24 protein-coding genes and 1 tRNA gene are annotated in these 24,597 nt (G+C 62.0%); 11 read left to right on the forward strand and 14 right to left on the reverse strand.

The genetic code is table 11. The features are described 5' to 3' along the window. Positions 1-7: 7 nt before the first annotated feature. The 4 genes from WMO45_RS07335 to WMO45_RS07350 form a co-directional block, all read right to left on the reverse strand. Positions 8-868, reverse strand: a complete 861-nt coding sequence (locus WMO45_RS07335) for an ABC transporter permease (RefSeq protein ID WP_349139928.1) — start codon at positions 866-868, stop codon at positions 8-10. Continuing rightward, positions 865-1,713, reverse strand: a complete 849-nt coding sequence (locus WMO45_RS07340; RefSeq protein WP_349139929.1) for an ABC transporter permease — start codon at positions 1,711-1,713, stop codon at positions 865-867. Before WMO45_RS07340 ends, WMO45_RS07335 begins: the two co-directional genes overlap by 4 nt. Beyond that, on the reverse strand, positions 1,703-2,872 hold the full coding sequence (locus WMO45_RS07345) for an ABC transporter ATP-binding protein (RefSeq protein ID WP_349139930.1): 1,170 nt from the start codon (positions 2,870-2,872) through the stop codon (positions 1,703-1,705). The genes WMO45_RS07340 and WMO45_RS07345 overlap by 11 nt, the downstream gene beginning before the upstream one ends. A gap of 135 nt (positions 2,873-3,007) precedes the next feature. After that, entirely contained in the window at positions 3,008-3,214 is a 207-nt protein-coding gene (locus WMO45_RS07350; protein WP_349139931.1) for a hypothetical protein, read from the reverse strand. A gap of 131 nt (positions 3,215-3,345) precedes the next feature. Here WMO45_RS07350 and WMO45_RS07355 point away from each other — a divergent pair, with 131 nt between their 5' ends. Then, positions 3,346-3,570 carry a helix-turn-helix transcriptional regulator gene (locus WMO45_RS07355; RefSeq protein WP_349139932.1) on the forward strand — a complete coding sequence of 75 codons (225 nt, stop codon included), beginning with the start codon at positions 3,346-3,348 and terminating at the stop codon, positions 3,568-3,570. A gap of 1 nt (position 3,571) precedes the next feature. Here the strand turns inward: WMO45_RS07355 and WMO45_RS07360 are convergent, their stop codons facing one another. After that, a complete protein-coding gene (locus WMO45_RS07360) occupies positions 3,572-4,531 on the reverse strand; it encodes an RluA family pseudouridine synthase (protein ID WP_349139934.1) in 960 nt (319 codons plus the stop codon). Between the two features lie 243 nt (positions 4,532-4,774). Here WMO45_RS07360 and WMO45_RS07365 point away from each other — a divergent pair, with 243 nt between their 5' ends. The 10 genes from WMO45_RS07365 to WMO45_RS07410 all read left to right on the forward strand — a co-directional run bounded on the left by WMO45_RS07365 (position 4,775) and on the right by WMO45_RS07410 (position 13,847). Beyond that, positions 4,775-5,278 carry a YceD family protein gene (locus tag WMO45_RS07365; RefSeq protein WP_349139935.1) on the forward strand — a complete coding sequence of 168 codons (504 nt, stop codon included), beginning with the start codon at positions 4,775-4,777 and terminating at the stop codon, positions 5,276-5,278. Between the two features lie 41 nt (positions 5,279-5,319). Continuing rightward, positions 5,320-5,520: a 50S ribosomal protein L32 gene (gene rpmF, locus WMO45_RS07370; RefSeq protein ID WP_349139936.1), complete on the forward strand. Its 201-nt coding sequence runs from the start codon at positions 5,320-5,322 to the stop codon at positions 5,518-5,520. Between the two features lie 104 nt (positions 5,521-5,624). Next, the gene (locus WMO45_RS07375) at positions 5,625-6,995 is read left to right on the forward strand and encodes a DUF512 domain-containing protein (RefSeq protein ID WP_349139937.1); all 1,371 of its coding nucleotides are present in this window, start codon (positions 5,625-5,627) and stop codon (positions 6,993-6,995) included. Positions 6,996-7,022: 27 nt separating this feature from the next. Then, entirely contained in the window at positions 7,023-8,348 is a 1,326-nt protein-coding gene (gene der, locus WMO45_RS07380) for a ribosome biogenesis GTPase Der (RefSeq protein ID WP_349139939.1), read from the forward strand. A gap of 2 nt (positions 8,349-8,350) precedes the next feature. Continuing rightward, a complete protein-coding gene (locus WMO45_RS07385; RefSeq protein ID WP_349139940.1) occupies positions 8,351-9,016 on the forward strand; it encodes a glycerol-3-phosphate acyltransferase in 666 nt (221 codons plus the stop codon). Next, entirely contained in the window at positions 9,013-10,014 is a 1,002-nt protein-coding gene (locus tag WMO45_RS07390) for an NAD(P)H-dependent glycerol-3-phosphate dehydrogenase (protein WP_349139941.1), read from the forward strand. The genes WMO45_RS07385 and WMO45_RS07390 overlap by 4 nt, the downstream gene beginning before the upstream one ends. Before the next feature lie 92 nt (positions 10,015-10,106). Then, a tRNA-Pro gene (locus WMO45_RS07395) sits at positions 10,107-10,183 on the forward strand. 111 nt (positions 10,184-10,294) lie between these two features. After that, positions 10,295-11,095, forward strand: coding sequence for an FAD binding domain-containing protein (locus WMO45_RS07400; RefSeq protein WP_349139942.1), 801 nt, complete (start codon positions 10,295-10,297; stop codon positions 11,093-11,095). After that, positions 11,092-11,562: a (2Fe-2S)-binding protein gene (locus tag WMO45_RS07405; protein ID WP_349139943.1), complete on the forward strand. Its 471-nt coding sequence runs from the start codon at positions 11,092-11,094 to the stop codon at positions 11,560-11,562. The genes WMO45_RS07400 and WMO45_RS07405 overlap by 4 nt, the downstream gene beginning before the upstream one ends. Then, entirely contained in the window at positions 11,559-13,847 is a 2,289-nt protein-coding gene (locus WMO45_RS07410; RefSeq protein WP_349139944.1) for a xanthine dehydrogenase family protein molybdopterin-binding subunit, read from the forward strand. Before WMO45_RS07405 ends, WMO45_RS07410 begins: the two co-directional genes overlap by 4 nt. A 54-nt stretch (positions 13,848-13,901) precedes the next feature. On the opposite strand, the gene WMO45_RS07415 is transcribed toward WMO45_RS07410, so the two are convergent. The 9 genes from WMO45_RS07415 to WMO45_RS07455 form a co-directional block, all read right to left on the reverse strand. Beyond that, complete coding sequence (locus tag WMO45_RS07415) at positions 13,902-15,197, reverse strand: acetyl-CoA hydrolase/transferase family protein (RefSeq protein WP_349139945.1); 1,296 nt, start codon at positions 15,195-15,197, stop codon at positions 13,902-13,904. A 6-nt stretch (positions 15,198-15,203) separates the two neighbouring features. Continuing rightward, entirely contained in the window at positions 15,204-15,467 is a 264-nt protein-coding gene (locus WMO45_RS07420; protein ID WP_349139946.1) for a ferredoxin reductase domain-containing protein, read from the reverse strand. A 2-nt stretch (positions 15,468-15,469) separates the two neighbouring features. Continuing rightward, positions 15,470-15,751 carry a NifU family protein gene (locus tag WMO45_RS07425; protein WP_349139947.1) on the reverse strand — a complete coding sequence of 94 codons (282 nt, stop codon included), beginning with the start codon at positions 15,749-15,751 and terminating at the stop codon, positions 15,470-15,472. Between the two features lie 63 nt (positions 15,752-15,814). After that, positions 15,815-17,266: a 4-hydroxyphenylacetate 3-hydroxylase family protein gene (locus WMO45_RS07430; RefSeq protein WP_349139948.1), complete on the reverse strand. Its 1,452-nt coding sequence runs from the start codon at positions 17,264-17,266 to the stop codon at positions 15,815-15,817. A 75-nt stretch (positions 17,267-17,341) separates the two neighbouring features. Then, positions 17,342-19,441 carry an alpha/beta hydrolase gene (locus WMO45_RS07435; protein ID WP_349139949.1) on the reverse strand — a complete coding sequence of 700 codons (2,100 nt, stop codon included), beginning with the start codon at positions 19,439-19,441 and terminating at the stop codon, positions 17,342-17,344. A 42-nt stretch (positions 19,442-19,483) separates the two neighbouring features. Continuing rightward, a complete protein-coding gene (locus WMO45_RS07440) occupies positions 19,484-20,608 on the reverse strand; it encodes an alpha/beta hydrolase family protein (RefSeq protein WP_435387681.1) in 1,125 nt (374 codons plus the stop codon). A gap of 31 nt (positions 20,609-20,639) precedes the next feature. Further along, the gene (locus WMO45_RS07445) at positions 20,640-21,989 is read right to left on the reverse strand and encodes a GntP family permease (RefSeq protein ID WP_349139950.1); all 1,350 of its coding nucleotides are present in this window, start codon (positions 21,987-21,989) and stop codon (positions 20,640-20,642) included. 307 nt (positions 21,990-22,296) lie between these two features. Beyond that, complete coding sequence (locus tag WMO45_RS07450; RefSeq protein ID WP_349139951.1) at positions 22,297-23,730, reverse strand: sigma-54 interaction domain-containing protein; 1,434 nt, start codon at positions 23,728-23,730, stop codon at positions 22,297-22,299. Positions 23,731-23,759: 29 nt separating this feature from the next. Continuing rightward, on the reverse strand, positions 23,760-24,464 hold the full coding sequence (locus WMO45_RS07455) for a GNAT family N-acetyltransferase (protein ID WP_349139952.1): 705 nt from the start codon (positions 24,462-24,464) through the stop codon (positions 23,760-23,762). Positions 24,465-24,597: the final 133 nt, after the last annotated feature.

Below are 24,597 nucleotides of genomic sequence, written 5' to 3' on the forward strand. Positions count from 1 at the left end.
GGGAGGGTCAAATGCCCGGATTGAGCTTGGCCTTGCGGCGGGCGTTGGCGGTCTCCTGCCGGGCCTGCCGGATGTTGACGATGGACAGCAGCACAAACACGCACACGAACATCAGGGTGGACAGGGCGTTGATCTCGGGAGTCACCGGCTTTTTGACCATGGTGTAGATCTCCACGGCCAGGGTGGTGACGCCGGAGCCTTTGGTGAAGTAGCTGATGACGAAGTCGTCGATGCTCATGGTGAAGGCGATGATGAGCCCGTTGAGCACCCCGGGCATGATCTCGGGCAGGATGACCTTGCGGAAGGCCAGGAAGCCGGAGGCGCCCAGATCTTGAGCCGCCTCATAGATATTGGGGTCCAGCTGCCGCAGCTTGGGCATGACCGAGAGGATGACGTACGGGGCGTTGAAGGTGATGTGGGCAATGAGCAGCGTACCGAAGCCGGTGCGCCAGCGCACGCCCAACAGCTCGCTCAGCGCGCTGCTGTTGAACAGGCCGATGGCAAACACGAACAGAAGCATCATGGATACGCCGGTGATGATGTCGGCGTTGGTCAGCGGGATGTTGTTCACCGCCAGACAGACCGAGCGGGGGCGGCGGCGCATGCTGTAAAAGCCGATGGCGGCCGCGGTGCCCAAGATGGTGGCAATCACGGCGGCCAGCACCGAGAGGATGATGGTGGTGCGCAGGGCGCCCAGCAGGCGGCTGTCGTGGAGCAGCTCCACATACCACTGCAGGGAGAAGCCCTCCCATACCCGGTTGCTCCGCCCGGCGTTGAAGGAAAAGGCGATGAGCAGCACGATGGGGGCGTACAGGAACAGATAGACCAGGATGCTGAACACACGAGAGGGGATACGATGGTGTCTCACAGCATAGCCACCCCCTCTTCACCCTCGCCGAAGCGGTTCATGATGGCCATCATCACCAGCACGATCACCATCATCACCAGGGCGATGGCCGAGCCCAGGTGGGGGTTGTAGGCGTTGCCGAGGAACTGCATCTCAATGAGATCACCCAGCAGCAGCGTTTTGCCGCCGCCCAGCAGGCGGGAGAGGGCAAAGGTGGACACCGACGGGATGAACACCATGGTCACGCCCGAGAGGACCCCGGGCAGGGACAGGGGAAAGATCACCTTGCGGAAGACCATGGCGTTGCTGGCGCCCAGGTCCTGGGCCGCCTCGATCACCTTGGGGTCGATCTTGTCGATGACCGAAAAGATGGGCAGCACCATAAAGGGCAGGAAGTTATACACCATGCCCAGCACGATGGCGCCCTGGGTGTTGATCATGTGGAAGGAGGTCAGCCGGGTGCCGAAGAGGTTGTTGATGAGGTCAAACAGCCCGATGTTGGAGAGAAACTGATTGATCAGGCCGTTGTCGTCCAGCAGGAACATCCAGGCATAGGTCCGCAGCAGAAAGTTCATCCACATGGGCAGCATGATGAGCATCATGGCCACCTTGCGCACCATCAGCGATTCCCGGGAGAGGAAATAGGACAGGGGATAGCCGATGAGGATGCAGATCAGCGTTGCGGCGATGGCCAGCACAAAGGAGTGCTGAAAGGCGGGGATATAGGTGGCCATACCGCTGAAGTTGTCCAGCGTCAGGTTATTGGCGTTGTCCGTGAAGGCGAAGACCACCACCAGGATCAGCGGCGCCACCACAAAGATGGCCATCCATACCACGTAGGGGATGGCAAGCCACTTATTCTTCATCTCCGTCTTCCTCCTCCAGCCGGTCCTCGTTGAGTTCGTCGTACTCGGAGGAGTAGGAACTGTAGTCGCCGAAGGTGCCGGAGTACTGGCTCTTCTTCATGATATGGAAGCCGTCGGGGTCGATCTTGACGCCGATTTTGGCCCCCACGGGGGAGTAGTCGGTGGTCTGGATCAGCCACTTGAAGCCCCGGAAATCCACGATGATATCATAGTGGATGCCCTTAAAGGTGACCTCGGTGACGGTGCCGGTGAGCTGGCCCTCGGACTCGGGCACGATATCGATGTCCTCCGGGCGGATGACCACGTCCACCGGCTCGTTGGGGGCAAAGCCTCCGTCCAGGCAGGGGAACTTCTTGCCGTACATGCCCACCACTTTGTCCTCGTGCATGATGCCGTCGATGATGTTGCTCTCACCGATGAAGTCGGCCACGAAGGCGTTCTTGGGCTCGTTGTAGATGTCCTCGGGGGTGCCGATCTGCTGGATCTTGCCCTCGTTCATGACCACGATGGTGTCGCTCATGGTCAGGGCCTCTTCCTGGTCGTGGGTCACGTAAATAAAGGTGATGCCCACCTGCTGCTGAATGCGCTTGAGTTCGATCTGCATGTCCTTGCGCAGCTTCAGGTCCAGCGCGCCCAGAGGCTCGTCCAGCAGCAGGACCTGGGGACGGTTGACGATGGCCCGGGCAATGGCCACCCGCTGCTGCTGGCCGCCGGAGAGGGAGTTTACCGAGCGCTTGCCGTAGCCGGCCAGGTTCACCAGGGCCAGGGCCTCCTCCACCCGCTGCTTGATCTCGGACTCGGGGACCTTGATCATGCGCTTGGGGTCCTTGGGGTCGGGCACCTTGTTGACCCGCAGGCCGAAGGCCACGTTCTCGAAGATGTTCATATGGGTGAACAGGGCATATTTCTGAAAGACGGTGTTGACCTTCCGTTTATGAGGGGGAACGTCATTGATCCTCACGCCGTCAAAAAACACGTCGCCTGAGGTGGGCTTCTGAAAGCCGCCGATGATGCGCAGGGTCGTGGTTTTGCCGCACCCGGAAGGACCGAGCAGCGTGAGGAACTCCTTGTCGTTGATATACAGATTGAGGTGGTCCAGGATCACATCGTCATCGAATTTCATCACACAATCCGACAGGCGGATCAGCTCTTTGGCCATTTATCCTCCCCCATTTCTGAAAAGGTAGTAAAAGGCGCACCCAAACCGGCGGTTGGGTACGCCCTTATGACGAAACAAATCATATATGTTCTTGCGAAAAATGTCAATAAGAAAACCGGGAATTTTTCAGGGATTTTACGGCTGGAAATCCTGTGCAGCGGGGGAAGAACGGGACGGAAGCAGCTCGTAGATCCGCTCCGACTGAGGCGGAGCGCCGCCGGCGGCCTGCCAGCCGGCGGAAAAGGCGATGCGCACCATGGCGAACAGGGCGTTTTCCGCCTCGTCATACTCATGTCGGTCCAGGAAGTTTGAAAAGGCAAGTTCAAACTCGTTGTTGTACATATCCATCACCTCAATGGATATAATACCATAGAGAGTGACAAAATACAACATATTATGGTGTATAAGGGATAAAATGAGTTGCCTACAAAAAGGAAAGCTCTCGCTACACTTTAAAAAAAGGAGCGAGAGCCATGGATACAAAGCATTACAAGATGTTTGTCCAAATCGGGCTGAATATCATGTATTACCGAAAAGAGCGGGGCTGGACACAAATGGATCTGGCTGAAGCGGTAGATCTGAGCAGAAATCATATGCAGCGGATTGAGGCGGCTACCGCCGCACCCAGCCTGTCCACACTGCTGGACATTGCCGACGCTCTGGAGGTGCCGGTACAGAAGCTGTTTGACGCACGGTGAGTCACCCGGGGAAATATTCCCCCACGAAGTCCACGTTTTCCACGGTGAATACCCTGCCCCGCAGGTACTCCAGGATGCCGGCGTCGGTGGGGAAGGTGAACTCCAGTTTATAGGAGTACAGGGCCTGGAAGGAGCGGCCGTACTGCTTGTTGTCCCGTTCCCGGCCGTACTTGCCGTCGCCCAGCAGGGGGTGGCCGGCGGCGGCGAACTGGGCCCGGATCTGGTGGGTGCGCCCGGTGAGCAGCTCGCACTCCACCAGGGACAGCCCGCGGTTGACCTTCAGGGTCTTATATAAAGTAGCGGCGCTCTTGCCGCCGGGCACCGGCTTGTGGAACACCTTCACCTGGGCCTTGTCCTCGTCCTTGAGCAGAAATCCCTCCAGCTTGCCCTGGGGCGGGGTCATTTTCCCGTGGAGGATGGCCAGGTAGTATTTGGCGATCTCCCGGTCCCGGATCTTCTGGTTGAGGATGCGCAGGGTCTCGGCGTTTTTGGCCGCCATGACGATGCCGCCGGTGTTGCGGTCGATGCGGTTGCACAGGGCGGGGGTAAAGGAGTGCTCATCCCTGGGGTTCCACTCCTTCTTTTGGTAGAGATAGGCCTGGATGTGGGTGATGAGGGTGTTGACCTTCTCGTGCTCGTCGGCGTGGCACAAAAGCCCCGGACGCTTGTTGAGGAGCATCAGGTTCTCATCCTCATACACGATGTCCAGCTTGGGCTTGAACACCGCCAGAAAGGCGTTGTCCTCCCGGGGCGTGTCGAAGAACTCGTCGTTGATGTACAGCTGTAACACGTCTCCCACCTGGAGGCGTACATCCCGCTGGGAGCCCTTTCCGTTGACCTTGACCCGCTTGAGGCGGATGTATTTCTGAGCCAGAGGGGCGGGAAGCAGGGGGAGCGTCTTGCCCAACCAGCGGTCCAGCCGCTGCCCGGCGTCGTTTTTTCCGATGGTGAACTCTTTCATAAAACCTCCACCGTGTTTTGATCGGTTTTCCAGTATACCATAAAATAAGCCCGGAGAAAAGCACGGTTTCCACGAAAGGCTTGCATCAGACGGGGAATTTGTGTTATCCTGTACAAGAAAACCGGCCGTAAAGTAGTACAGCCTGCCGGACTTTGAAAAAATGCCGTTTTTTTGCGAAAAAGTATTTGACATTGCCCGCAGGTTTCGTTATAATGTCTGCTGTGCCATTGTGTGAGGTGTGATATGCGACTGAATCTCCGCGAAATACTCCATACGCCCGGTGCCAGTTTGCCGTTTGCGTTCCAGATGGATCTGTCCGAGCTGGATTTCTATGGGGAGCGCCCGGTGCGCGAACCGGTACAGGTGTCCGGCACGGTGCGCAACATGGCCGACGCGCTGGTGTTGGAAGGCGCGGCGGAGACCACGCTGGATCTGGTCTGCGACCGGTGTCTCAAGCCCTTCCGGCAGGCGATGCGTGTCCCGGTGGAGACCCTTCTGGCTGAGACGCTGGAAGACGAGGAGAACGACGAGATCCTCCTGCTGGACAATGGCGAAGTGGACCTGGACGAGGTGTTTACCACCGCACTGGTCCTAGCCATGGATTCCAAGCACGTGTGCTCCGAGGATTGCAAGGGGCTGTGCGCCACTTGCGGCGCGGACCTGAATGAAGGGCCCTGCGGCTGCAAGCCTGAGATTGATCCACGTTTTGCTGCCCTCGCGCAGCTGTTGGATAAAGAGAATGAGTAAGTTTTGCCCGGCCAGGGCATGAACCTAAGGAGGTGTCATAGATGGCAGTCCCTAAGAGTAAAGTGTCCAAGCAGCGCCGGAACAAGCGCCGCAGCTCCGTGTGGAAGCTGGAGACTCCCGGCGTTACCACCTGCCCCAAGTGCGGTGCGTTCCGTCTGCCCCACCGGATGTGCAAGAGCTGCATGAGCTACAAAGGCCATGAGTTCGGCAAGGTGGAGGCTACTACCGCCGAGGCGAAGTAAATAGCCCAAAAAGAACGAGGGGGGAGATACCCCTCTTTCTTTTTGCCCGAAAGTAGGATACAATAAGATTCAGACCAAGCCGATGCCGGAGAAGGAGAACGTCCATGAGCCTGACCAAGATCCGGTCCGTCGATCCCCACAGTCCGGCCCGGCGGGCCGGCGTCCGGGCAGGGGAGACGCTGACCCATGTAAACGGCCGTCCCATTGTGGATGTGCTGGATTATAAATTCTACACCTACGATCCCCGACTGGAGCTTACCCTGACGGAAGAGGGCGGAGCGGTGCGTACCGTCCGCGTGCACAAGGCGGAGGGGGAAGATCTGGGCCTCAATTTTGAGACCTATCTGATGGATAAAGCCCGCTCCTGCGCCAACCGGTGCATCTTCTGCTTTGTGGACCAGATGCCTCCGGGGATGCGGGAGACGCTGTATTTTAAGGACGATGACGCACGGCTGTCCTTCCTGATGGGCAATTATATCACCCTGACCAATCTGTCCGAGCGGGAGATCCAGCGCATCGCGGAGCTGCGCATCAGCCCCATCAATATCTCGGTCCACGCCACCGACCCGGATCTGCGGGAGGCCATGCTCAAGCACCGCCGGGCGGGCGAGTGCCTGTCCATCATGTGCCGCTTTGCTCAGGCCGGCATCACGATGAACTGCCAGGTGGTGGCCTGCCCCGGCATCAATGACGGCCCTGCCCTGGAGCGCACGCTGCGGGACCTGGGGGAGCTGTATCCCGCGGTGAACAGTGTGGCCGTGGTGCCTGTGGGGGTGACCCGCTTCCGGGAGGGACTGTGTCGGATCGAGCCCTATACGGCCGGCCAGGCCGCCGCGCTCATTGACCAGGTAGAGGCCTTTGCCGCCCGCTTTTTGGACGGGCACGGCACCAGCCTGGCCTGGTGTTCGGATGAGTTCTATCTCATTGCCGGGCGGGAGCTGCCGGAGAAGAGCTATTATGAGGATATGGCCCAGCTGGAAAACGGGGTTGGAATGCTGCGCCTGCTGACCGGGCAGGCGGCCCTGGCCCTGGAGGATGTGCCGGAGGACGCCAGCCCCACCCCCTTCTCCATTGCCACGGGTGTCTCCGCCGCGCCCTTTTTGCGGAAAATCGTTGACATGGCCCGGGAAAAATGTGGTAATATAAATGGGACCGTCTACCCGGTGCGCAACCGTTTCTTTGGGGAGACCATTACCGTCTCCGGTCTTATCACCGGCCGCGACCTGATGGAGCAGCTGGCCGGCCAGGCCCTGGGGGAGCGGCTGCTCATCCCGGCCAACATGCTGCGCACGGGGGAGCGGGTGTTTCTGGACGACGTGACGGTGGAGCAGGTGGAGCAGACCCTGGGCGTGCCGGTGACGGCGGTGGAGGCCGAGAGCGGCTTCGACCTGGTGGACGCCATACTGGGCCTGCCGGTGGAGACGCCGGCGTATGCCCTGCCGCCGGAAGATGAATACTATCGTTACAATCCGTGACAGACAGAAAGAATTGAGAGTGATAACATGAAGCCCTTAGTCGCCATCGTGGGCCGGCCCAACGTGGGCAAGTCCATGCTCTTTAATAAGCTGGTGGGCCAGCGGCTTTCCATCGTGGAGGACACCCCCGGCGTGACCCGGGACCGGCTGTATGCCGAGGCCGAGTGGCTGGGCCGGAAGTTCGACCTGGTGGATACCGGCGGCATCGAGCCCTCTGCCGACAGCGAGATCCTGGCCTTTATGCGCCAGCAGGCGGAGATTGCCATTGACAATGCCACGGTCATCATTTTCCTGTGCGACATCAAGACCGGCCTCACCGCCTCTGACCAGGAAGTGGCCAACATGCTCCTGCGTTCGGGCAAGCCGGTGGTGCTGGCAGTCAACAAGATGGACCAGGTGGGCCACACCAACCCGGATATCTATGAGTTTTACAACCTGGGCCTGGGAGATCCCATCGCGGTCTCCGCGGTCCACGGCCACGGCACCGGCGACCTGCTGGACGAGTGCATGAAATATTTCCCCCCCGAGGAAGAGGAAGAGGTAGAAGAGGACGTCATCAAGGTCGCCCTCATCGGCAAGCCCAACGTGGGCAAGTCCTCTCTGGTCAACCGCATCCTGGGGGAGCAGCGGGTCATCGTCAGCAACGTGGCGGGCACTACCCGGGACGCGGTGGACAGCTACTTTGAGAACAAAAAGGGCAAGTATCTGTTCATCGATACCGCCGGCATGCGCAAGAAGTCCAAGGTGGACGACCGCATTGAGAAGTTCTCCGTCCTGCGGGCCACCATGGCCATCGAGCGGGCCGATGTGTGCCTTATCATGATCGACGCCAACGAGGGCGTCACCGAGCAGGACACCAAGGTGGCCGGCATGGCGCATGAGGCGGGCAAGGCCTGCATCATCGTGGTCAACAAGTGGGACGCCGTGGAGAAGGACGACAAAACCATGGACAAGATGCGGGCCGATGTGCGCCGGGACCTGTCCTATATGACCTACGCCCCCATCGTGTTCATCTCCGCCCTCACCGGCCAGCGGGTGGACCGGCTCTTTGACCTCATCAACTACGTCAACGACCAGGCCTCCATGCGCATCACCACCGGTATGCTCAATACCGTCCTGGCCGACGCCACCGCCCGGGTGCAGCCCCCCACGGACAAGGGCCGGCGGCTGAAGATCTATTATATGACCCAGATCTCGGTCAAGCCCCCCCACTTCGTCTGCTTCTGCAACGATGCCAAGCTGTTCCACTTCTCCTACCAGCGGTATCTGGAGAACCAGATCCGCTCCACCTTCGGACTGGAGGGGACGCCCATACGTCTCACCATCCGGCAGAAGAGCGATAAGGAGGGGTAAGGATGCCGCTGGGCATAGATTCGATTCTGCCGCTGGCTGTCGTGGCGGTATTCGCCTATTTTTGCGGCTGCTTCAACGGCGCGGTCATCGTCTCCAAGTATATCCTGCGGGATGATGTGCGCACCCATGGCAGCGGCAATGCGGGGCTGACCAACTTTTACCGCACCTTTGGCGGGCCGCTGACCCTGGTGGTCATCCTTACCGACGTGCTCAAGGCCATCGTGGCCGTATGGGCAGGGATCCTGGCAGCCCGGTATTTTCTGGGCGGCGATGTTCTGACCATCGCCCTGGGCAAATACTGGGCCGGGGCGTTCTGCCTGCTGGGGCACATGTTCCCCTGTATGTTCGGCTTCAAAGGCGGCAAGGGGATCCTGTCGGGCGGGACCATCGCCATTATGATCGACTGGCGGGTCGCGCTTGTGGTTTGGGGCGGCTTTCTGATCCTGGCGGTGCTTACCAGATGGGTGTCTCTGGGTTCCATCTGGGCGGGGGTTTCCTTCCCGTTTGTCACCTGGTTTGTCTACCACAGCTGGGTGCTGCTGGTGCTGGCGATCTTCCTGGGCGGGATGATCGTCTGGAAGCATCGGGGCAATCTCAAGCGCATCCTCAGTGGTACTGAGTCCAAATTCAGCCTGCATCATAAAGCGGATGGAGGAGCGGTAAAATGAAGATTTCCGTCCTGGGCAGCGGCGGCTGGGGCACGGCCCTGGCCCTGGTACTGTTGGAAAATGGCCATGATGTGACCCTGTGGTCCTATACCCAGCAGGAGTCTGACGTGCTGCGTCAGCAGCGGGAGAACCCCATGCTCAAGGGAGTGGCTCTGCCCGAGGAGCTCAAGCTCACTGCCGACCCCGGTTGTGTGAAAGGCTGCGGAGCGGTGGTGCTGGCCACCCCGTCCTTTGCCGTACGCACCACTGCCCGGACCATTGCCCCGCTGCTGGACCCCGGTGCAGTGCTGGTATCGGTGTCCAAGGGCATCGAAAAGGATACCTCTCTCACCCTCACGGAGGCCATCGCCCAGGAGGTGGGGGAGGGGCACCCCATCGTGGCTCTGTCCGGCCCGTCCCACGCCGAGGAGGTAGGGCGCCGGGTACCGACCGTGGTGGTGTCCGCTTCCCGGGACAAGGCCGCTGCCGAGCTGGTGCAGGATCTGTTTATGAATAAGCGCTTTCGGGTGTACGCCTCCGACGATGTGGTTGGGGTGGAGCTGGGGGCTGCTTTGAAGAACGTCATTGCCCTGTGTGCCGGCATCTGTGACGGCATGGGCTTCGGCGACAACACCAAGGCCGCCCTGATGACCCGGGGCCTGACCGAGATCGCCCGGCTGGGTGTGGCGCTGGGCGGCCGGCGGGAGACCTTTGCAGGGCTGTCCGGAGTGGGCGATCTGATCGTCACTTGTACCTCTATGCACTCGCGCAACCGCCGCTGCGGCATCCTCATCGGCCAGGGTATGCCCACGGAGCAGGCGGTGCAGGAGATCGGAGCGGTGGTGGAGGGCTATTATGCCGCGGCGACCGCCCGGGCGCTGGCCCAGAAAGCCGGGGTGGAGATGCCCATTACCGAGGCGGCCTATCAGGTGCTCTATAATGGACGGGACCCCCGCGCTGTGATCGTGGAGCTCATGACCCGGGAGCGGAAGCATGAGCTGGAGGACAGCTGGGTCTGAAAAAAGAAAAAGAAGAAAAATGAAAAAAACACTTGCATTCTGAAAAAGAGTGTGGTAATATAATCAAGCCGTCTGAGAGCGGACGGCGATTTCCGGGTGTGGCGAAGTTTGGTATCGCGCTTGAATGGGGTTCAAGAGGCCGCTGGTTCGAATCCAGTCACTCGGACCAAAAAGTCCTGAAACTGAAAAAGTTTCAGGACTTTTTTCTGCTTTCCTTTTGAGAGAAAAAACAGTGCGGATGGTGCGCCCGGCAGGAGCGGGCGGGTCAGGAGGAATTGCCTTGTACACAATCAAAAGCTATCTCTTTCCGGAACATTTGGAGGAGGCCTATGAGCTGCTCTGCCGGGACCCGAAAAACAGCGCGGTCCTGGGCGGCTGCTGCTGGCTGAAGATGGGGCGCCGGCGGATCCGTACCGCCATCGACCTGACCCGGCTTGGGCTGGACCAGGTGGAGCTGCGGGACGGGTATGTAGACATCGGCGCCTGCGTTACCCTGCGCCAGCTGGAGACCGATCCGCTGCTGACCGGCCGCTTCGGCGGTATATTGGGGCGCAGCGTGGAACAGATCGTGGGCATCCAGTTCCGCAACTCGGCCACAGTGGGTGGCTCGGTCTACTCCCGGTTTGGATTTTCCGATCTGACGGCTGCGCTGCTGGCGCTGGATACGCGGGTGGTGCTCTATCAGGCCGGGGAACTGCCGCTGGAGGAGTTTTTGTCCCAGCCGTTGAAATTTGACGACATTCTGGTAAAGGTGCGCATTCGGGACGACGGGCGCACGGCGGCCTATGAGAGCGTGCGCCGCACCAGTACCGATTTTCCGGTGCTGGCCGTAGCGGTGAGCCGCCTGGGGGATGACTGGCGGGTCAGCGTGGGCGCCCGTCCCGCCCGTGCCGCCCGTGCCCGGGCGGCGGAGGCTTGTCTGGCCCGGGGCGAGGGAGCCCAGGCCGCGGGCGCCGCGGCTGCCGGAGAGCTGAGCTTCGGCTCCAACCTGCGCGCCGGCGGGGCGTACCGCCGGAAATTGGCCCAGACTCTGGTGAGCCGGGGCGCCAAAGCCTGTATGGAAGGAGGAGACGGGCAGTGAAGGTCAAGATCACACTCAACGGAAAACTCTATCACAAGCATATTCCCAACGACATGATGCTGCTGGATTTCGTGCGCAAGTACGGCTGCCTGAGCGTCAAGCGCGGCTGCGACACCAGCAACTGCGGGCTGTGCACCGTCTGGGTGGAGGGCAAACCCGTCCTCTCCTGCTCCTATCCGGCCGCCCGGGCCGACGGCAAGGCGGTCACCACCCTGGAAGGGGTGCAGGAGGAGGCCGCGGACTTTGCCCGCTGCATGACTGAGCAGGGAGCCGAGCAGTGCGGCTATTGCAGCCCCGGCTTTATCATGACGGTGCTGGCCATGCGCCGGGAGCTAAAGGACCCCACGGAGGAGGAGATCGCCCGCTATCTCTCCGGCAACCTCTGCCGGTGCACGGGCTATGCCAGCCAGATGCGGGCCATCCGCGCCTGGCTGGCGCAGGACGCGGGGAAGGAGGATGGGGAATGAAACTGGTCCATGAAGCCATACCCAAGCTGGACGGCGCGGCCCTGACCGGAGGCAAGGCGGTCTATACCGACGATATCGCCCCCCAGGGGTGCCTGGTCGTAAAGGTCCTGCGCAGCCCCCACGCCTTTGCCCGCATCAAATCCATCCGCAAGGACGCGGCCAGCCGGGTAGTTGGCATTGAGTGCATCCTCACCTGGGAGGACGCCCCCAGGATCCGCCATACCCTGGCCGGACAGTCCTATCCCGAGCCCAGTCCCTACGACCGCTATATCCTGGAGCAGACGGTGCGCTATGTGGGTGATCCGGTGGCCATCATCGCCGGCCGGGACGAGCAGTGCGTCAACAAGGCCATGCGCATGATTCAGGTCAAATATGAGTTGCTCCAGCCTGTCATTGACTTTGAGCAGGCGCTGGACAACCCCTCGGTCATCCATCCGGAGAGCGACTATTTCCACCACTTTGACATCGGGGGCGACCCCAAGCGCAACCTGGTGGCCAGCGGCTGTGAGTCGGACGGCGACGTGGACGCGGCCATGGCCGGGTGCGACGTGGTGGTGGACCGGACCTATTACACCAAGGCCAACGCCCAGGCCATGATGGAGACCTTCCGGACCTATACCTACCTGGATCAGAACGGGCGGCTCAACGTGGTCAGCTCCACCCAGGTGCCCTTCCACTGCCGCCGGACCATCGCCCGGGCGTTGGGGCTGTCCCCCAGCGCGGTGCGGGTCATCAAGCCCCGCATCGGCGGCGGCTTCGGCGCCAAGCAGACTCTGGTCAGCGAGCTGTTTCCCGCCCTGGTGACCATGCGCACCGGCAAGCCCGCCAAGATCGTCTATACCCGTCAGGAGTCCTTCCAGGCCTCCAACAGCCGCCATCAGATGCGGGTGCGGGTAAAGGTGGGCGCCATGCGGGACGGTACGGTACGGGCGGTGGATATGCAGGTGCTCTCCAATGCCGGTGCCTATGGCGAGCACGCCTCCACCACGGTGGGACTGGTGGGCCACAAGAGCATCCCGCTCTACGCCCGCGAGGCCGCCTTCCGTTTTTCCTATCAGGTGGTGTATACCAACACCATGGCGGCCGGTGCGTTCCGGGGCTACGGCGCTACCCAGGGCTGCTTTGCCATGGAGTCGGCCATCAACGAACTGGCCGGGCTTCTGCACATGGACCCGGCCCAGCTGCGCCTGCATAATCTACCCAGAGAAGGGGAGCGGATGCCCGCCTACTACAACGAGCCGCTGAGCAGTTCCCGTCTGCCCGAGTGCATTCGCCGGGGCATGGAGCTGATTGGCTGGGAGGAGAAGTATCCCAGCGTCCGGGTGGACGAGCATCGGGTGCGGGGCGTAGGCATGGCGATCACCATGCAGGGCTCCGGCATCTCGGCCGTGGATACCGCCTCGGTCACCATCAAGCTCAACGACGACGGCTACTATACCCTCATGATCGGCGCCACCGATATGGGCACGGGCTGTGACACCATCCTGGCCCAGATGGCCGCTGAGGTGCTGGACTGTCCGCTGGAGCAGATCACCGTGGACGGAGTGGACACCGATCACTCCCCCTTTGATACCGGCTCCTATGCCTCCAGTACCACCTATGTCACCGGTTCTGCTGTGGTGAAGGCCTGCACCGAGCTGCGCCAGAAGATCACGGACGAGGGGGCCCGCCGCCTGGGCATCCACCCCGAGCGGGCGGAGTTTGACGGCCATCAGGTCTATGACCGTACCCGGCCCGAGACCGCCATCACCCTGAGCCAGCTGGCCCAGGCCGTGGTGGTAGGTGAGGGCACCTGCTGGCTCACCGCCACGGCCAGCCACTGCAGCCCCACCTCGCCTCCGCCGCTGATGGCGGGCTTTGCCGAGGTGGAGGTGGACCTGGAGACCGGCGAGACCCGCGTGGTGGACTACGTGGGCGTAGTGGACTGCGGCACGGTTATCAACCGGAACCTGGCCCGGGTCCAGGCCGAGGGCGGCATCGCCCAGGGCATCGGCATGGCCCTTTACGAGGACGTCAACTATGACGCCCGGGGCCGGATGATCAACAACTCCTTCCTGCAGTATAAAATCCCCTGCCGCACCGATCTGCCGGAGATCCGGGTGGACTTTGAGGAGAGCTACGAGCCCAGCGGGCCCTTTGGCGCCAAGTCCATCGGTGAGGTGGTCATCAACACCCCGGCGCCCGCGGTGGCGCAGGCGGTGTACAACGCCACAGGCGTACACATCCGCAGCTTGCCCATCACACCGGAGAAGATCCTGATGGGTATGGAGCAGCCGGAGGAATAAAATACAAAAAAGGACCTGTCTCCCCCTGGGGGAGACAGGTCCCTTTTTATTTTCTCAATCGTCGCAGTGGAAGCGGGCGCGGTAGGCCTCTTCCAGCATGGGACGGAAATCCGGGTGGGCGATATCGATGAGGGCGCGGGCCCTCTGGCGGAGGGTGCGGCCCTTGAGGGCGGCCACGCCATACTCGGTGACCACATAGTCGGCGTCGTTGCGGCTGGTGGTCACCGCCGCCCCCTCGTCCAGCAGCGGGACGATCTTGGAGGTCTTGCCCTTGACGGTGGAGGGCATGGCGATGATGGAGCGGCCGTCCCGGCTGCGGGCGGCCCCGCGGATGAAGTCCACCTGGCCGCCGGTGCCGGAGATCTGGAGGTAGCCGATGCTCTCCGAGGCGATCTGACCCATAAGGTCCACCTGCACGCAGGAGTTGATGGACACCATCTGGTCGTTCTGGGCGATGACAAAGGGGTCGTTGACGTAGTCCACGGGGGCCATGTAGACGTCGGGGTTGTTATCCACAAAGTCATACAGCCGCTGGGAGCCCATCAGGAAGGTGGCCACATATTTGCCGGGATGGAGGCTCTTGCGGGCGTTGGTGATCACCCCTGCCTGGGCCAGCTCCACCACGCCGTCGGAGAACATCTCCGAGTGGATGCCCAGGTCCTTCTTGTCCTTGAGGAAGAGGAGCACCGCGTCGGGGATGGCGCCGATGCCCAGCTGCAGGGTGTCACCGTCCCGCACCAGGGAGGCCACGTTGCGCCCAATGGCCTCCTCCACGGGTCCGATCTTGGGGGGCGCCAGCTGGATGATGGGCTCTTCGTGGAGCACAAAGCTGTCGATCTCGCTCACATCCACCAGGCTGTCTCCACCGGTGCGGGGCATGCGGGCGTTGACCTGGGCGATGACGGTCCGGGCTGCCTTCAGAGCGGGGAGGGTGTAGTCCACCGACACACCCAGGGAGCACTTGCCCTGCTCATCGGGCGGCGTTACCTGGACCAGGGCCACATCCACCGGCAGGGTGGTGTGGAAAAAGGCGGGCACCTCGCTGAAGAAGCAGGGGGTGAAATCCCCGCGCCCCTCGGCCACGGCGGCCCGGGTGGTGCCCCCTACAAAGAGGGCGTTGTGACGGAAATGCGGGGCCATCTCGGGGGCGCAGTAGCCCGCCCGCCCCATGGCCACCATGTGGACGATCTCCACATTTTCATAGGCGGCGGCGTTGTCCACCATGGCCTCCAGCAGGTAGGAGGGCTCGCCGCAGGCGTGGCCCACCACCACCCGGTCGCCGGAGCGGATGCGATTCACCGCGGCGGCGGCCGTCTCTGTGTGGGCCTCATAATAACTCTTCCAATCCATTTCGATTCACTCCTTGCCAATTGAAGCGCCCAGGCGCTGGACGGCCCCGGGCAGATCCCCGGGGCCGCATACCATCACCTGCAAAGGCGCGTCCAGACCGGTGAGGTCGGCGCAGCGGGCGGTGCATCCGCACAGCACCAGCAGTGCCTGAGCCGGTTGGCCTGGTCGAGCGGGTCGGAAGCACAGACCGGGCAGGGCAGCCTGCAGCGTCTCCAGGGCGGCCCGGCGGTCGTAGCGGGGGTTGCAGCCGCCGCAGAATTTGACGGCCACCGTCATAGCGCTTTGTGGGCCAGAATGGCCTTGGCCTGGGCCACCAGGTCTTCATCCACCCGTTCCACCAGCACCACGTCCCGCACGCCGGGGACCTGCTGGGTGAGGGCGGTGCGGATCAGCTCCTCGGTGGTGATGGAGGCGGCGGGACAGCCGGAGCACTGGCCCAGCAGTTCAAAGCGCACCACGCCGTTTTCCACGCTGAGGATGCGGATGTCTCCGCCATGGAGGGTCAGCTGGGGACGGATCTCCTCCCGCAGGACCTGTTCGATCTGAGCTTGCACGTGTATCACACCTCACTGGTCGTAGTCCGCCGGGGGCGTGAGCCCCCGGCGGCAGTGGAGTTTTTACTCCTTGATATGGGCCAGAGCCTTGGCCAGCTCCTTCTTGTGCTGGAGGTTGCCCTGGCGGGCGATCATGATGCGCTGGGCCTGGGGGGAGCCGGCGCCATGCATGGACTCCGTGCGGTAGCCCACGGCGGCGGTGCCCAGGGACAGGTTCTCGATCAGGCGCAGGATGCGCAGGCGGTTCTCGGTGGATACGCCCGCCACGCCCTTGAGGTACTTGTCGATGACGGGGCCCAGCTTGGGGTCGCGGAAGTCGGCCTCGGAGGGGGCGGTGACCATCAGGCCGCCGGCGATGTCTTCGGCCAGGCGGACGATCTCGTAGGGGAAACGGGTGACGTTCTGCTTGCACACGTTGGCCAGCAGCAGGTCGATGATGTAGTTGCCGCTCTCGGTGGGGTGGCCCTCGGCGGAGCAGGCGATGCCGCAGCAGTAGAGGGTCTCGTTGAGGTGGGTCATCTCGATGAGCTTGTCCTTGATGTGGCTGGCCTTGGCGCAGCCGTTGTAGTCGGCGGCCACGGCGGCGGCGCCGATGAGCACGTCGCCCACGCCCACCTTGCACCCGCCGTAGCTCTGGCGGTGGTAACCGGCGAAGCGCTCCACCATCATGCCGGCGAACTCGGTCTCGCCGTTGAGGAAGATCCGCTCATTGGGCACGAATACGTCGTCAAAGACGGTGAGGGCCTCCACGCCGCCGAACTCGGCGTTGCCCACGTCCATCTCGCTGCCCTCCCGCTTGCGGGTGTCGCAGCTCTGCCGGCCGATGATCATGTAGATGCCCTTGGTATCCACAGGCACGGCGAAGGAGACGGCGTAGTCCTTGTCGTCGGGGCCCATGGAGATGGTGGGCATGACGATGACCTCGTGGGAGTTGAGGATGCCGGTCTGATGAGCCTTGGCGCCCCGGACCACGATGCCGTCTTCGCGGTGCTCCACCACGTGCAGGAAGAGGTCGGGGTCCTCCTGGGCGTGGGGGGCCTTGGAGCGGTCGCCCTTCACGTCGGTCATGGCGCCGTCCACCGTCAGGTCGTTCTCCTGGACGTAGGTCATGAACTTGCGGAAGTTCTCGTGGTAATGGGTGCCGCACTTCTGGTCGGTCTCATAGGTGGTGGAGAACACGGCGTTGAAGGCGTCCATACCCACGCAGCGCTGGAAGCAGGCGGCGGTCTTCTGCCCCAGCAGGCGCTGCATCTTGACCTTTTTGATCAGATCGCCGGTGGACTGGTGGATGTGGGTGAAGCGGTTGACCCGCTGGCCGGTGTAGGGGGAGATGGCGGTCATCAGGTCCTCATATTCCGGCATCTGGGCCAGATCGTAGGTCATGCGCACGCTGTTGAGGGAGGGGCGCAGGATGGGGTCGTCCACCGGGGACTCCACCTTCTTGCCGAACATATAGACCTGCATATTCAGCTTGCGGATGCTTTCGATGTACTGTTCGCCGGTCATAAGTGCCATGATTCAAAACTTCCTTTCTGATGGTTGAGATGGGGAGGGGCGGCGGGGCGGACCCGCCGCCGGAGTGGGAACGGATCAAACGTTGATGACCATTTCAGAGATGGTAAACGCCAGCACTACGAAGGCGGTCAAAAATCCGCCCAGCCAGGCCGAGCCGCTCTTTTTGAAGAGCACCCGGTTGGCCACCGCGGCCAGCGGCAGGATAAAGAGCAGGGAGAAGAGCATGATGCCCGCCAGAGCGGTGGGGAAGGTCATACCGATGGTGGACAGCCACTCTGCGGAGGTGGTGCCGGGGATGTACTCGATGCCCCGCACGCCGGTGGCAAAGAGCTTGCCGTAGTCGTAGGCGAACATCACCGCCAGCCCGCCGCAGGAGGCCACCGCGATGAGCACGTAGTTGAGCCAGGCGGGGGCGTTGTTGATGCGGGTAAAGCTGTTGAAGAGTACGCTGACCAGCAGGAAGAAGAACAGCCATACCGGCAGGTAGGTGAAGAAGGCCTTCCAGTGGGCGGCGTCCATGGGCATGAGATGGAACTTGAAGAAGGAGAACTCGGTGCCCGACAGGCCGGAGCAGGCGTACACCACGGCATAGATGAGACCGAAGGAGACCACGGCCAGCAACAGCGCCTTGAGTACCTGGACCACGGGCAGCTTCAGACCGGTGTTTTCCCAGCCACAGCCCGCCTTCCGGGCGATGAGGAGGAACACCACGGCGTACACGGCCAGCAGGATCACGCCTATTACCACATTGAACAGCAGCAGGGAGTTCATCGGCGCCATGTTGAAGACCTCGTTGGGCCAGAACTTGGTGAGGAACTTGAACCACTGGGGCTGCATGTAGTAGGGGTAGCCCACCAGCCAGTAGTAGAGCAGCGGGGCGGGCAGCAGGCAGATGAGGTAGATGACCGCGTAACGCAGACCGTGGGCGGGGGTGTCGCAGGTGGTGATGGAGCGGGGCTCCGGCCGCACCAGCGTGGCGAAGAAGGGGACCTTCAGCAGGGTGAGGGCCAGGGCCACGAAGGCCACCAATGCGGAAACGAGGCCAATAAGGCCACAGGCGGCCCGACCGTGCCACACCTGGTCGGCGGGGTCGATGGTAGCCTGTCCGCCGCGCAGGGTGATGTCAAAGAAGTCGATGCCGTAGGAGATAGCGGTTTCGTCATAGTAGGTGTCCGAGTGGGTGCCTTCAAAGCTGTAGGCTGCCCGGATGGGTACCATGGTCGACGCGGCAGAGGCCGCCGCCTCCACCGCCTCCTCCCGGCTCAGGGGCGTGGCTGAGGTATCGCCGTACAAGAAATAGGTGCCGGAGGGCACGTCGGTGGCACCGCCGGTGCCGTAGGCGAATTTGAAGCTGGTGGTGTATTCGCTGGCGTCCTTCACGCCCCAGAGCAGCTCGCAGAACTCATCATAGGTACCCTCGATGGTACACATGTTGATGGGGGCGGCATACAGGGGGAAGACGCCGTTTTCCGCGGTGACGCCGTTGTAGGTCAGGTCATTGATGTTGCGCACGTTGTAGTTGTAGCCGGTGAGCACCATGGAGGAGGGCAGCACGATGCCGGACTCCATAGCCGCCTGATAGGCGGTGCCGGCGGCGGCAGTCTCATCCTGACCGGCGGCAGTGGCCTCCTCCAGGGCGGCGTTGTAGGCAGCGGTCCACTTGGTGTAGGCCAGATAAGCGCCCTCCTGGATGGCCGCGGTGCCCATGGAATGGCCCAGCATGCCGATCCGGCTCAGGTCCACAAAGTCATACTTGGCAAATTCCTGCAAAGCGGAATAGGTGCCCAGGTCGGGAGCGTAGTCCTCCACGCCGCCCATTTCCGCCTGGCTGTAGCCGGGGGCGGGCAGCTCGCTTTCCCCGTGGCCGTACAGATCCAGACACATGACCACATACCCCCGGCGGGAGAGCTCGATGGCGTTGGGCTCCATGGCGTCCAGAGAGGCAGTGTAGCCGTGGCAGAGCAGCACGGCGGGGGCGGGGGTTTCAGCGGTGGCCGTCTCAGGGATGTAGAGCTTGGCATGGCTGACGGCGCCCACGTCGGTGGTGAAGGTGATCTCCTTGGTCCGGACCGTGCCGCTGCTGGTCTGGATGCCGTGTCCCACGGCGGCGGTAACGATCATCAGCAGCAGGGCCACTGCCAGGACCAGAGGGGCCCATTTGACCTTGCGTGTCATTATTGCACACTTCCTTTGGACCCGAAGGGCCGTGATTTTGGGTTACAGACGGGAGAGAAAATCCCGCACCTTGTGATCGAAGAGGTGCGTCTGGAGAATGCCGGCCATGTGGCCCAGATCGCTGTCGATGGGGAAGCACTCGGCCTGACCGCCCAGCCAGACGATCCGGTCGGTGACCCACTGAACGAACTGCCAGGGGTGGAGCACATCCAGCCGGGAGGGAATGGCCAGCACCTTGGCTTTGATGCGGCCCAGGGCCGCGTCCAGATCCCCGCCGTAGGGGCGGGAGGTGTCGTAATTGAGGCACATGCGGCAGGTATACAGCCAGTGGTTCAGATCCACAAAGGGCACCGACAGCTCCACTACCGCGTCCAGCTTGTCCTCAAAGGTGGCCTGTCCCAGCACGCTCTCGTAGCAGGCGCGGTCATTGGCCACATCCCGCTTGTAGGTGCGCTCGTAATACCCGGCCTGGAAGGCGGCCACGTTCATCATCTCCAGGCACAGCCGCAGGGTGTCGGTGGGCGGATCGGGCTGGTCGTAGTAGTCGCCCCCATGGAATTTGGGGTCGATCTTGGCCACCTTGATGGCGTACTGCAGGGGGTTGAAGCCGCCCCAGACCGGCAGCTTGGGTGTGCCGATGACGGGGATGATGGCGTCCATCCAGTCCGGATAGGCCACCGCCCACTGCCAGGAGGTCATGGCGCCGAAGGAGGGGCCCATGACGGCCTTCAGGTGGGTGATGCCCAGGGACTCCAGCAGGGCCTTCTGGGTGTTGACCACGTCCAGCACCTCGGGCACGGGGAAACGCAGGCCGTAGGGCTTGCCGGTCTCCGGATCGATGGTCATGGGGCCGGTGGTCACCACATTGGGGTTTTTCGCGCCACAGTTGCAGAGGTTGTCGGCACAGATGACGAAATACCGGTCGGTGTCCACCGCCTTTCCCGGACCGATGAGCCCGTCCCAGAAGCCGGGCAGCGGGTCACTCTCCTGATACTTTCCAGCGCAGTGGCTGCTGGCCGAGAAATAGTGGACCACCAGGATGACGTTGTCCTTCTCCGGGGAGAGAGTGCCGAAGGTCTCGTAACCCAGGCGCACCGGAAGGGTCCGGCCGCACTGGAAGGTAAAGGCGGGCAGTTCAAAGACTTGTTTTTGGGCCAGCAGAGACATGGCCGCGCACTTCCTTTCCGTTGCAGTGAGATCAGATGATGCCGACGCTGATCAGGCAGATGCACAGGATGGTCAGCAGGATGGGCATGACAACCGTCATGGGGAACACGTGCTTGTAGGAGCCCTTCACGGTGACGCCGCAGACTGAGCACATGGTGATGAAGGTGGCGCAGTGGGGCAGAGTGTCCAGACCGCAGCAGGCGATGGTCAGCAGGCGGTGGAAGGCCTCGGGGTTGATGCCGAGGTTGATGTAGTTGGGCAGCAGGGTGTCGGCGAAGATCTGCAGGCCGCCCAGAGCGGTACCGGTGATGCCGGCCACCACGTTGACCGCCACAGAGGCGGAGATGTAGGGGTTAAAGGTGGTGGACAGGCTGTTGGCGAAATCCACGAAGTACTGGAAACCGGGGGCCGCCTGAACCACACCGGCAAAGCCCATGACGCCGGCGGTGAGGAAGAGAGCGGTGAAAGAGGACCAGAAGCCGTTGGTGAAGGTTTTGACCACGCTGGAGACCTTCTGAGAGCCGAAGAACACCTTGGGATTGAACAGCACCACCAGGATCATGGCCACGCACAGAGAGGTGTTGATGCAGTCCACGGTGCCCATGATGCCCTTCAGGCAGAACATCATAACGATAACGACGACCAGGGGCAGAATGGAGGACCAGAAGGGGGGCAGGTTCTTATCGGCCTCCTCCAGGGAATCGGTGCCGGAGACCACGTAACCGTTGCCGCGGGCGGTCTGGCGCTTGGCCTGCCAGGTGATGTAAACACCGGCCAGCACCACGCCCACAATGCAGGCGATGATGCCCATCACAGGGGCGGAGTAGGCGTTGACCCCCAGACCGTACTGCTCACGGGTGAGCAGGGCGTTGGTGCTGGTGGGGTTGCCGGGCAGGCAGAGGCACAGGGTGACCGAGGCGCACAGGAAGATGCCAGGCATCAGTTCCTTGGTGATGTTGGCCTTGCGGAACAGGGGGGCGGCAACGGGATAGACGGCAAAGACGATGACGAAGGCGCTGATACCGCCCATGGCCATCAGCAGGGTGACCAGCAGGCAGGCCAGGGGGGCCCAGCGTACGCCGAAGAGCTTGAACAGGGTGGCAGCCACGCTCTCGGCCGAACCGGATACCTTCATAAACTCACCGTAGGCGGCGGCCAGGCCGAAGAGCAGGAAATAACTTCCTACAAAGCTCATCATGCTGCTGGCGTAACTGCCGGTGAAGGGTGCCCAGAAGCTCTCGCCGCTGGGGAGCATATTGGTCACGATAACGATGATCGAAGCGATCATCGAAGCCACAAAGGCGTTGATTCCCTTGTAGCTGAGGACGATCAGGCATGCGATGGCAAGCAGCAGCCCGATAACTCCGATTGCACTGCTCAAAATGATTCCTCCCAACTTCTTCTAACATGGATTGCGCAGAGCGCCAGGGGCGCCCGGCGGCGGGGTACAGTTGGCCGACTGCATCTGCCCAATAGAAAAGCAAGTGCCGTGCCAAATTGTATCGAGAAGCCCTGTCTGCTTACGGCTCCAAGGATTTGCCGGTTTTGGTCGAAAAAGGGCCGGGGCATCCGAGCGTTTCAAAAATAAAACAGTTGGATGCCCCGGCCAGTAAGAGATGGCCCGCGGCGCCTTTGGCTGCGTCGCTTTGGCACAGTGATTCAGTAATGAAACGTGTTTCAAAATTGAATCATGGATCGGTTTCATACTTTTTCTTCTTGCGCAGGAAGGTGGCCGGGTCCATGGACAGGCTGGCGGCAGCCTTTCGGATGCTGCCGTGGGTCTCATAGGCGGCGCGGATGAAGCGGGCCTCAAACTGTTCGGTAAGGGCCTTCAGATCCACCGTCTCTCCCGGCTCAGGCGCAAACAGCCCGGGACTCCATGCCGGGCAGAAGGGCAGATCCTCTGGGCGGATGACCTGACCGCCGCTGAGAATAACGGCACGTTCCACCACGTTTTTCAACTCCCGCACATTGCCCGGCCACTCGTAGGCCAGCATGGCCCGGACGGCGTCCCGTGCAAATTCTTTGTGGGTGTCGTATTTTTGGTTAAAGTGGGCCAGGAAGTGCTCCACAAAGGCCGGGATGTCAGCCTGACGTTCCCGCAGGGGCGGGATACGGATGGGGACCACGTTGAGCCGGTAGAACAGATCTTCCCGGAAGGTTTTTTCCCGTACCATGGCCTCCAGGTCCCGGTTGGTGGCGGCGATCACCCGTACGCTGATGGGAATGTCCCGGGTACCGCCCACCCGCTGCACGGTCTGCTCCTGGAGGACCCGCAGCAGGCGCACCTGCATCTCCAGGGGCAGCTCGCCGATCTCGTCCAGAAAGACCGTCCCCTTGTCGGCCACCTCGAACAGGCCCATTTTTCCCTCCCGATTGGCGCCGGTAAAGGCGCCGCGCTCATAGCCGAACAGCTCACTCTCAATGAGAGTGGGGGAGATGGCGCCGCAATTGATGGTGAGGAAACGCTCGTCTTTGCGGGCGCTGTTTTTATAGATGTATTTGGCAATTTTCTCCTTGCCCACACCGGTTTCGCCCAACAGCAGGACCGTGGCATCCAGTGCAGCCACCCGTTTGACCTGCTCCAGCAGAGCAAGCATCCGGGTGTCGGCGACAATGAGGTCAGCCGAGGCCAGTACCTGCTTGCGGACATACTCCGCCTCGGACTGGTATCGCTCGGTGAGGGCGGCGGTCTGGCGGTATTTCTCCTGCAGTTCCCGCAGCTCGGTCATATCCCGTACGTTGGTGACCACCAGCACAATCTCCCCCTGGTCGTTAAAGGCGGGAGTAGAGGAGATGAGGGCGTGCCGGCCGGTGCGAAAGACCTGTTCCAGTGTTACCGGTGCCCGCTGGGCCAGGGCCAGCAATGTCCCGGATTTGCTGATGATCTCATCTCGCTCCAGATCCCACATGGAGCGGCCCACCACTTCGTCCGCCCGCAGGCCGGTGATCTCCTCATAGGCGCGGTTTACCCAGAGGGTGACTGCCCGGCCATCGGTGATGTAGATGCCGTCATAGGAACTGTCCACAATGGCCCGCAGCCGATCGTAGGCCTCCTGCAAACTGCCGAACATACGCCCGGCCCAGTTGCCGTCGCCGGGTCGCTCTTGTTTTTGCGCCATGCGCGTTTCCCTCCTTTTGTCTCCTGGGGTCAGAACAGCCAGTAGAGGATCTCGTCCGAGACCGACATGCCCACCTTTTGCTGCAGAGCCAGGGAGGGGGCGTTGTCGATGAACACCTGCCCGAAGGCGTATTGTCCGCGCTCCAGGGCCAGCCGGACCACGCCCCGGAGCAGGACCTCGCCCAGGCCCCGGCGGCGGTAAGCGGGCAGCACCTCCAGCATGCCGATGGTTCCCTCGCTGTGAAAGCCCACGAAGCCCGCCAGCGTCTGCCCCACAAAAGCCCCCAGCATGCCCCGGCGGATGGCTCCCTCCATATACGCCACTCCGCCGAAGGCGTGGCTGTAGTGCTGGTAGACATAGGGGGCCCACTCCGGGGTGAGCAGTTGCAGGGAGCCGTCAAAGGGGACTGCCTGCGGCGGCTGCGGGGCGGTCCAGCCCGCCTGACGGCAGATCTGCTCGGTCTTCAGGCCGAAGCGGGCCGCCAGTTCGTCCTTGCACCACAGCTCATGACCCACCAGAATGTCGCAGACCGGCATCCGTTCCAGCATCTTCTCCAGGGCCGCATGATCCCGGGCGGTCAGCATATGGACCTCGCCCAGCCGGTCATAGAGAAGCACGCCATCGTCGGCGGCGTAGAGCAGCTGGGCGCTCCCCCGGCGCAAAGGCTCCAGCATGTCCATGTAAAACAGTTCCTTCCGCCTGAGATAGGTCAGCGCCAGTTCTTCGGATGCCATCCTTCCGGTCCTCCTGTCGGTAAGATACATGAATGGACATTATTATACCAGCATTCAGGTAAAATGTCACTGTGGATGTCAGACGGCCCTTTTTCTGGAAAAGACTTGACAACGACGCAAAAAGCGTGTACTA

Origin of the sequence: Flavonifractor hominis (assembly GCF_040095835.1) — a bacterium.
GTDB classification, from domain to species: Bacteria; Bacillota; Clostridia; order Oscillospirales; family Oscillospiraceae; genus Flavonifractor; species Flavonifractor hominis.

Excerpts from the sequence above, each read along its gene's own strand:
- WMO45_RS07340 (WP_349139929.1), bottom strand. The coding sequence starts at position 1,713 with ATGAAGAATAAGTGGCTTGCCATCCCCTACGTGGTATGGATGGCCATC.
- WMO45_RS07345 (WP_349139930.1), bottom strand. The coding sequence starts at position 2,872 with ATGGCCAAAGAGCTGATCCGCCTGTCGGATTGTGTGATGAAATTCGAT.
- WMO45_RS07350 (WP_349139931.1), bottom strand. The coding sequence starts at position 3,214 with ATGTACAACAACGAGTTTGAACTTGCCTTTTCAAACTTCCTGGACCGA.
- WMO45_RS07355 (WP_349139932.1), top strand. The coding sequence starts at position 3,346 with ATGGATACAAAGCATTACAAGATGTTTGTCCAAATCGGGCTGAATATC.
- WMO45_RS07360 (WP_349139934.1), bottom strand. The coding sequence starts at position 4,531 with ATGAAAGAGTTCACCATCGGAAAAAACGACGCCGGGCAGCGGCTGGAC.
- WMO45_RS07365 (WP_349139935.1), top strand. The coding sequence starts at position 4,775 with ATGCGACTGAATCTCCGCGAAATACTCCATACGCCCGGTGCCAGTTTG.
- rpmF (WP_349139936.1), top strand. The coding sequence starts at position 5,320 with ATGGCAGTCCCTAAGAGTAAAGTGTCCAAGCAGCGCCGGAACAAGCGC.
- WMO45_RS07375 (WP_349139937.1), top strand. The coding sequence starts at position 5,625 with ATGAGCCTGACCAAGATCCGGTCCGTCGATCCCCACAGTCCGGCCCGG.
- der (WP_349139939.1), top strand. The coding sequence starts at position 7,023 with ATGAAGCCCTTAGTCGCCATCGTGGGCCGGCCCAACGTGGGCAAGTCC.
- WMO45_RS07385 (WP_349139940.1), top strand. The coding sequence starts at position 8,351 with ATGCCGCTGGGCATAGATTCGATTCTGCCGCTGGCTGTCGTGGCGGTA.
- WMO45_RS07390 (WP_349139941.1), top strand. The coding sequence starts at position 9,013 with ATGAAGATTTCCGTCCTGGGCAGCGGCGGCTGGGGCACGGCCCTGGCC.
- WMO45_RS07410 (WP_349139944.1), top strand. The coding sequence starts at position 11,559 with ATGAAACTGGTCCATGAAGCCATACCCAAGCTGGACGGCGCGGCCCTG.
- WMO45_RS07415 (WP_349139945.1), bottom strand. The coding sequence starts at position 15,197 with ATGGATTGGAAGAGTTATTATGAGGCCCACACAGAGACGGCCGCCGCC.
- WMO45_RS07430 (WP_349139948.1), bottom strand. The coding sequence starts at position 17,266 with ATGGCACTTATGACCGGCGAACAGTACATCGAAAGCATCCGCAAGCTG.
- WMO45_RS07435 (WP_349139949.1), bottom strand. The coding sequence starts at position 19,441 with ATGACACGCAAGGTCAAATGGGCCCCTCTGGTCCTGGCAGTGGCCCTG.
- WMO45_RS07440 (WP_435387681.1), bottom strand. The coding sequence starts at position 20,608 with ATGTCTCTGCTGGCCCAAAAACAAGTCTTTGAACTGCCCGCCTTTACC.
- WMO45_RS07450 (WP_349139951.1), bottom strand. The coding sequence starts at position 23,730 with ATGGCGCAAAAACAAGAGCGACCCGGCGACGGCAACTGGGCCGGGCGT.
- WMO45_RS07455 (WP_349139952.1), bottom strand. The coding sequence starts at position 24,464 with ATGGCATCCGAAGAACTGGCGCTGACCTATCTCAGGCGGAAGGAACTG.